Below are 6,444 nucleotides of genomic sequence, written 5' to 3'. Positions count from 1 at the left end.
GAGGAGGTGACCGGCCAGCCGACGATCCCGGCGCTCAGCGCCTGACCAGACATGAAGATCACGCGGTAGCCGTCACACACCACGCCAGCGGGCTTGACCTTGAGCCGGACCAGCCGGTCGGTGATTTTGATGGACTTCCCGTTCGGGCCCACGGCGCACAGCCGCACGAAAGACGTCGGAGTACGCGTTGTCCGACTCGACGAAGAGGCGCACCCGCACGCCGCCCTGCACCTCGACCGGCTCCCGGGAGCGGAGGCGTGGTGAAGGTAGGGACGTCGTCGCGGGCCTCGAGCGCCGTGTTGTCCCGGGGCCGGCGCTACGCGCGAGGACGCGACCGCGACCGACGGCGTGGGATCCATCCGCCGGCGACGACCAGCTCGCTCCTGAGGTTGCGGCGGATACCGGCGACGCCCGGGTCGCCGCGAAGCGGACGGCTTCCCCCGATGGATGGAGTTGGCCTGGCGAGGTCCCGACACGCCACACCCGGCCTGGCACCCCAACGCCTCCATGCCCATGTAGCAGGATCGTCGCGACGGGGAGGGGACAGAGATTGTCAGAGGGGCCGCCTACCGTCGCTCGCAACGTGATGCCTCACCATAGGACGACAGTGACCCAGGTAACGGAGCCCGCGGACCAGCGAAGCCCGAACATTTCCCGTCAGGCGGAAGAATTCCGCATCAGCGGCGCCGTGTACGAGCGGATTCTTCGCCGGACTGACGCCGGGATCACACGCAGCGACGTGGCCCCACACGACGAGTCCATCGAATCGGCACTGTCCATCACGGATCGTGCAGAAAGAGCTTGGCTTCGAAGCGCGACCCGCCCGCCGCGAGCTTCCGGTCGCACACTTCGCACCGTTGACCTCTTCTCGGGTTGCGGCGGCCTGACCATCGGACTCGAGGAGGCAGCGCGGGCACTGGGGCGATCATTCGAACCGGCGCTCGCGGTTGATCTCGATCCGAACGCCATCGCAACCTACGCGCACAACTTCCCTGATGCGCAGACAGTCACCGCAAGCGTCACAGAAGTGTTCGACGGCTCCGTTCGCGCAGCGTTGACCACGGGTGAACGATTGATCGCAAAACGCCACAAAGAAGTTGACATTCTTGTCGGCGGTCCCCCATGCCAGGGACACAGCGATCTCAACAACCGGACCAGGCGCAACGATGCCAAGAATGCCCTGTACGCGTCAATGGTTCGCGCTGCGGAAGTGCTAAGCCCCGCACATGTACTGATCGAGAACGTCCCGGGAGCCCTTCACGACAAGAATGGGGTCGTTCAACGGACGGCGGACCAGCTCGGCGAGGCCGGCTATCACGTCACTCTCGACGTCGTGGACCTCCCCCTGCTCGGAGTGCCACAGACGAGGAAGCGACTCATTCTGGCTGCCAGCAGGAACGGCGCCCTGGACTTCGAGTCGATGCGGCGTAACCACGCCCGGTCACCGCGAGACGTCCGGTGGGCGATGGAGGATCTTCAGGACTCACCTAGCACGACATCCTCGCGGATGTTTGAGACAGCCCGCTCCAACCCGGACACCCGACGACGAATGCGGTTCCTCTTCGAGCGCGATCTGTACGACCTGCCTGACTCCGAGCGGCCGCCCTGCCACGCATCCGGAGGACACACATACTCTTCCATCTATGGCCGACTGCGCTGGGATCGCCCTTCTCAGACGATAACCAGGGGCTTCTACAGCATGTGCATGGGACGATATGTCCACCCCAGTCGAGAGCGGACGCTCACCGCTCGAGAGGCGGCCAGGTTGCAGTACATCCCCGACTGGTTCCAGTTTCCAGAAACGATTACCCGGACCGCCCTGGCTACCATGATTGGGAATGCCGTCCCGTCTCGATTGACCACCGCCATAGCCCTGGAGTGGTTGCGTTGACCCTCGGACCCATGCGTGTCGCCGGACTCTTCTCCGGCATCGGTGGCTTCGAACTCGGACTCAGGACTTCGGGCCACGAGGCCTCCCTCTTGGTCGAGAATTTCCCCCCGGCTCTACATGTTCTCCGCCGCCGCTTTCCTGACGTGAAGGTCGAAGAAGACGTCCGCGACGTGACCGCCATTCCCACCGGAACGGACCTTCTTGTCGCCGGCTTCCCGTGCCAAGACCTGAGCAGTGTGGGGCGGAAGGCCGGTATCACCGGCTCGAAGAGCAGCCTGGTGGCCGAGGTCTTCAGGATTCTGAAAACCGGCGACGTGCCGTGGGTCGTGCTCGAGAACGTGCCCTTTCTCCTTTCTTTGAACAAGGGCAGCGCCCTGTCCTTCGTTACGCAGACCCTCACCGCACTTGGCTATCGCTGGTGCTATCGGGTTGTCGACAGCAACGCATTCGGCCTGCCGCAGCGACGTAATCGGTGGTTTCTAGTTGCCAGTCGTGTAGGGGACCCACGCGATGTCCTGCTGGCCGACCAGGCCACTCCCCCAAGCGTTGTGGACGACTATCGCAGCGCTGCGTGTGGCTTTTACTGGACGGAGGGCATGCGTGCCTTCGGTTGGACGGTTGACGGTGTGCCGCCGATCAAGTGTGGTTCGAGCGTCGGTGTTGCCTCACCTCCTGCCATCCGGACTCCGAGCGGCGAGTTCATCACTCCGGACATTCGTGATGCCGAGAGGCTCCAGGGCTTTCCGGAGGACTGGACGGCTCCGGCTGAAGAGGTCGCCCGACCGGGCCAACGTTGGCGGCTTGTGGGCAATGCGGTCAGCCCACCAGTTGCACAGTGGCTCGGCGAACGCCTCGCCCTCCCGGGGTTCTACGACCCATCGAATGACCGCCCCATCGAGGGGCCCCCTTGGCCGCGACAGGCAGCCTGGGCGGATTACGATGGGCGTATACACGCCGCCAAGGTCAGCGCCTTTCCCGCATGGCTACCTCGCGATCCCTTGGCCACCTTCCTCAGGCACGGTGGCCGCCCACTTTCAGCACGCGCTGCGAACGGCTTCTTGAGCCGGACTCGCAAGGGCAGCCTTCGCTTTCCAGCCGGGTTCCTAGCGGATCTCGAAGAACATGCAAGGAGCATGACCGATGCCTGATGGTCGTCTGCCGGCGGAGGAAGCAGCGAGACTCAGAGAAGCGCTGCTCGAGGCGGTGCGACAGGGCCTCGGTGCACCGCGCAACGCTGCGAATAAGTGGGCCCCGCTGTACACCTGGTTCGCCTCGGAGTTCCAGATCGAGGAGAACGGCCGGAATCGCTCGGTCATCGGAAAGGTGATCGTCGAGTCTAAGCAGATCGGCAACAGGGTCGACGAGATGGCCAAGTGGGACCCCAAGTACGCCATCATCAGCTGCCTGGATGACGTCACTCCGGACAAGGTGCTTAGAGCCATGCGTCAACGAGCCAGCTTGCCATCGCTTCGGTGCATTCTCTTCCTTGAAGAAGACCGCCCCTCTCGCATAGTGAGGTTCGATGACTGACCGAATTGTTCAGGCTCTGGTTGACATGTTTCCTGATGTACCGGTCGATTACAGCGCCGAGTTCGGACCCCACGGAGGGACGACTACCGCCGCGCAAGACCGAGCCATCGGGACCGCACTGCCGGTTTCGACGATTCCACTGGTCATTGACGAGCGAGTCAATCGGATGGTTCGGCTCGCCATCCTCTCTGCGCCTGGGGTCATACTCGTCGGCCCTCCAGGCACCGGCAAGACGACTTTGCTGCGTCAGATTGTTGAGCAAATTCGTAGCGACTACGAGTCGTTTGGTTTTACCAAGCCAGTGGAAGAGCCGACGTGGACCGCTCCCCAGGAGAACTGGACCACCAATGACCTTGTGGGCGGCACCACCGTCGACACTCAGGGCCACCTGCGCTTCCGCCCGGGGCTCGTTCTCCGTTCCATAGCCGAGGACCGTTGGCTTGTCCTTGATGAGGCCAATCGCGCCGACATGGACCGCATCTTCGGCGGGCTGCTGACCTGGCTATCGGGCCAGGAGGTAGTCGTCGGGCAGGCGGCGCACATTCTGGACTCGCCGTCGGTGAGACTGCAGTGGGCCGAGGGGCCGGCGTCGGAGACCGAGAATTTGGACCAGCTAAGCGATCCGATGGCCGGCGGCCCGGATGTGGCCTATGCCGCCGGGACCGAGTGGCGGATCCTTGGTACGTACAACGCCATCGATGCTCAGCGAGTCTTCCGATTCGGACAGGCACTTGGACGGCGCTTCCTCCGGGTGCCCATCCCCACGCCATCCACTGATCAGTTCCGACAGGCCATCGAGGTATCCGCGGCAGGTCTTCCGCTGTCCCTGACAGCGAGAATCGTCGGGTTATACGACGCACACCATCGGAGCGCCGACACAGATCTTGGCCCTGCCGTCTTCCTGCGGATCGCCGACTACGTTCGCGCCGGCATCGAGACGGGAGCAGAGACCTTGCTCGATGACGGGTCCGCAACTTTTCCAAGCAGCGAGACGGCCCCCGAGTTCCGCGGTAGCAGGATCGACGCCGTGGCAGACGGAGATGCACAGCCCGTCGAAGCGTCCGATGCACGCTCGGCGCTTACGTCCGCGGAAAGTGAACTGCTCGCCGAAGGATACCTGATCAACGTTGGAACGTGGCTTCACCAAATGGAAGATTCCGTTGACGCCTTGGGTGACCGCGTGGTCAGTGAGAATGGCGCTCTCAGCGTCGCCGAGTGGCAATGGGTTATCGAGTCGAGTCGCGTCCTGGGATGACCGAGCACGCCGATAGACCCATGCTCGAGATCCCCACCGAGGGGCTCGATTACGTCTTACGCGTCTGGGTGGGTCAGGGGCAGCTGATTCCACTCCTGGCCCAATCCCGGATCGACGCAGTCGACCGTCGCTGGTCACAGCAGGATCTCCAGAAGAGAGCCGATCACGTAACCTTCCTGCGCCTTCTGCCCGAGATTCAGGGACTACCGGTCCGTCTCGTAGATTGGCTCGACCTGATCCCCGCCCAAACGGTCTCCGAAAGGACCGTCACGGGGACACCCTCAGGCGTCACGGACTGGATTGCGACGCGTCGTGACCATGGATGGCCCCCCCGCGCCTTCTCTAACCGAGAGAAGGCGCGGGTGGGCGACGCGCTGCTGGTTAGGACACTCCGCTGGGTGGCCGCCGCCGTCCTGCGTCTCCGAGACTCGGTATCCCTTCCTGGATCTAAGGCGGATCTTCCCGTTGCGGCTCAACTCGACTGCCTCGGACGGGTGCTGGAGGCGACCGAGGGCAAGCCCGGTCCGGAGCCTTCGAAGGCTGATCTACTGGCCGTGCGGAGAGAAGGCGGGCCTTGGCGACGGGTCGCCGCCATGGCTAGAATTCTTTTCGAGCTCCGTAACCCGAGTCAATTAGCGCATGCACTGATTCAACCTGAACTACGGCCAGTCTTCTTCCATCTTGGAGTGCTCGGAGTAGTTCTCTTGGCTCTGAGAGATGCCGGGGCGAGGGTCGAGAGCATCGGCATCTTAGGGAGTTCAACCGGGCGCGCTCAGTTCAAGGTTACGCATAACGCGACCGTGCTCGACCTCTGGTTCGAGGCGGGCGGACTATGGCAGAGATATCGCACCGCGTCTCCATATCGCCAACTCACCTCGGTGCTGTCCGGCAATAACCAGTCACTGTCACCCGACATACTTCTGATCGATCCCGCTAATCAGGCGCTTGTGGTCGAGTGCAAGTATTCAGCGGACTCGGACTACGTCGGCCGCCATGGCCTACGTCAAGCCGCCTTCTACGCCACGGAGCTAACATCCTCCCTGTGTCGCAGCGCCGACGCGTACGTCGTGGCGCCGGAGGAGGTGGCACGCAGCGTGGCTCGAGTCCGGACGAGGAGCGGTGTGCTGGGCATGGCCCGACCTTCGGATCTTGATTCTTTGATCGGGGACTTTCTTGAGGAACGTGGCCATGAGAGTGCCGCCACCGCCAGCAACGAATGACGCCGTTCGGCAGCGTATGCGCACGACGAGGCGCCGGGACACCGACTGCGAAGTCGGCTTACGTCGCATACTTCACTCCGTCGGGCTGAGATATCGAGTTCATGCGAAGGTCCAGCACCTGGGCAATCGCAGGCGTGTCGACCTCGTTTTCACGGCAGCGCGGGTAGCGGTTTTCGTCGACGGTTGTTTTTGGCACAGCTGCCCCACCCACGGGACATTGCCGAAGTCCAACCGAGCTTGGTGGCAAGACAAACTGCAAGCCAACGTGCTCAGAGATCGCGATTCAGACGAGATCCTGACGAATGCCGGGTGGGTCGTTCTTCGGGTGTGGGAGCACGAGGATCCGTTAGCCGCCGCACAGCTGATCGTAGAGAAGCTGGCTCGGATCGACGAACGCTACTTGTTGAATCAAAGACGACTCCGTCAGCTCGGAGCCGCCCAGCGCGGGCGCTAGCCCGGGGCTTTCACGGGAGAGCGGCGTGACCGGGTGTTGATCAACTGAAAAGTGCTCCTGACCAGCAAGGATGGGTCTTGTCGAGGGACCTATC

6 protein-coding genes and 1 pseudogene are annotated in these 6,444 nt (G+C 63.1%); 6 read left to right on the top strand and 1 reads right to left on the bottom strand.

The features are described from left to right. The first annotated feature begins 607 nt into the window (after positions 1-607). From E9529_RS20745 to vsr, 6 genes and pseudogenes are all read left to right on the top strand, one after another. Complete coding sequence (locus E9529_RS20745) at positions 608-1,891, top strand: DNA cytosine methyltransferase (protein ID WP_236833161.1); 1,284 nt, start codon at positions 608-610, stop codon at positions 1,889-1,891. A gap of 11 nt (positions 1,892-1,902) precedes the next feature. Then, a complete protein-coding gene (locus E9529_RS20740; RefSeq protein ID WP_236833160.1) occupies positions 1,903-3,039 on the top strand; it encodes a DNA cytosine methyltransferase in 1,137 nt (378 codons plus the stop codon). Continuing rightward, positions 3,032-3,421: a hypothetical protein gene (locus E9529_RS20735; RefSeq protein WP_236833159.1), complete on the top strand. Its 390-nt coding sequence runs from the start codon at positions 3,032-3,034 to the stop codon at positions 3,419-3,421. The genes E9529_RS20740 and E9529_RS20735 overlap by 8 nt, the downstream gene beginning before the upstream one ends. After that, on the top strand, positions 3,414-4,676 hold the full coding sequence (locus E9529_RS20730; RefSeq protein WP_236833158.1) for an AAA family ATPase: 1,263 nt from the start codon (positions 3,414-3,416) through the stop codon (positions 4,674-4,676). Before E9529_RS20735 ends, E9529_RS20730 begins: the two co-directional genes overlap by 8 nt. Next, positions 4,673-5,896: a hypothetical protein gene (locus E9529_RS20725; protein WP_236833157.1), complete on the top strand. Its 1,224-nt coding sequence runs from the start codon at positions 4,673-4,675 to the stop codon at positions 5,894-5,896. Before E9529_RS20730 ends, E9529_RS20725 begins: the two co-directional genes overlap by 4 nt. Then, a pseudogene (vsr, locus tag E9529_RS20720) lies at positions 5,865-6,224 on the top strand (DNA mismatch endonuclease Vsr); the annotation flags it as partial. The gene E9529_RS20725 and the pseudogene vsr, both read left to right, overlap by 32 nt. A gap of 18 nt (positions 6,225-6,242) precedes the next feature. Here the strand turns inward: vsr and E9529_RS20715 are convergent. Then, positions 6,243-6,444: hypothetical protein (locus tag E9529_RS20715; RefSeq protein ID WP_236833162.1), on the bottom strand; the 202-nt coding region annotated here is incomplete at its 5' end.

The sequence above is a fragment of the Blastococcus sp. KM273128 genome (assembly GCF_021698975.1).
Taxonomy (GTDB): Bacteria; Actinomycetota; Actinomycetes; order Mycobacteriales; family Geodermatophilaceae; genus Blastococcus.
The sequence above is the reverse complement of the archived record's forward strand: the minus strand, read 5'-3'. Positions and strand labels throughout refer to the sequence as shown.

Excerpts from the sequence above, each read along its gene's own strand:
- E9529_RS20740 (WP_236833160.1), top strand. The coding sequence starts at position 1,903 with ATGCGTGTCGCCGGACTCTTCTCCGGCATCGGTGGCTTCGAACTCGGA.
- E9529_RS20735 (WP_236833159.1), top strand. The coding sequence starts at position 3,032 with ATGCCTGATGGTCGTCTGCCGGCGGAGGAAGCAGCGAGACTCAGAGAA.
- E9529_RS20730 (WP_236833158.1), top strand. The coding sequence starts at position 3,414 with ATGACTGACCGAATTGTTCAGGCTCTGGTTGACATGTTTCCTGATGTA.
- E9529_RS20725 (WP_236833157.1), top strand. The coding sequence starts at position 4,673 with ATGACCGAGCACGCCGATAGACCCATGCTCGAGATCCCCACCGAGGGG.